Source organism: Vibrio sp. 811 (assembly GCF_033339195.1).
In genome coordinates this window covers 1-527 of record NZ_JAWOUB010000908.1, presented here as the reverse complement: position 1 = coordinate 527, position 527 = coordinate 1, and the positions used below count along the sequence as shown (strand labels likewise).

Annotated in this window: 1 protein-coding gene and 1 pseudogene; both read left to right on the top strand. The window is 49.5% G+C overall.

Annotation, left to right across the window (positions count from 1 at the left end; translation table 11 throughout):
• Window positions 1-302: hypothetical protein (locus R7Q46_RS30065; protein ID WP_318078703.1), on the top strand; the 302-nt coding region annotated here is incomplete at its 5' end.
• Window positions 295-527 (top strand): annotated as a pseudogene (locus R7Q46_RS30060) (hypothetical protein); the annotation flags it as partial. The gene R7Q46_RS30065 and the pseudogene R7Q46_RS30060, both read left to right, overlap by 8 nt.

Genomic DNA, 527 nt, shown 5'->3' with positions numbered 1-527 from the left:
GTGTGGAGAACTCGATGTTAAACAAAAACAAATTTGAGAAAGTTTTAAAGAGAATCCTCGATAAGAACTTTGAGCGCTGCTCTATTTGCAGGAAACCATTCCCTGGACCGTGCCATACTTTTGCTGGTTTGGATTCGGACAATAAAGTTCAGAACGTAGGTTCTTGCTGTCGGACCAGTATTGTGGACTTGCGGCATGGAGGTGTGTATACGACCGCTCCTGTAGATACTCAAGAGGGGCAAAGTCAGGCGCGTGAGCTACTCGCAACACATCCTTGTAAGGGGATGATGGGACATGCTTAGCAAAAAAGTCTTTTTCATTAGTCAAGCGGAGGCCGAAAGACTGGAGCCGGTTCCCGGTGCGGCCATGATCTCCATAACTGACCCAGACAAGTCCCCTGCCGCTCTCGGACAGTGGGGGCAGTTGTACCGCGATAGCTTCTATGACGGCGGCTATTCTGAGAACACCATCCTCACGATGAAGGCAGCGTTCCGGATGAATTACGCCTCTTACATTGACTCATCCCA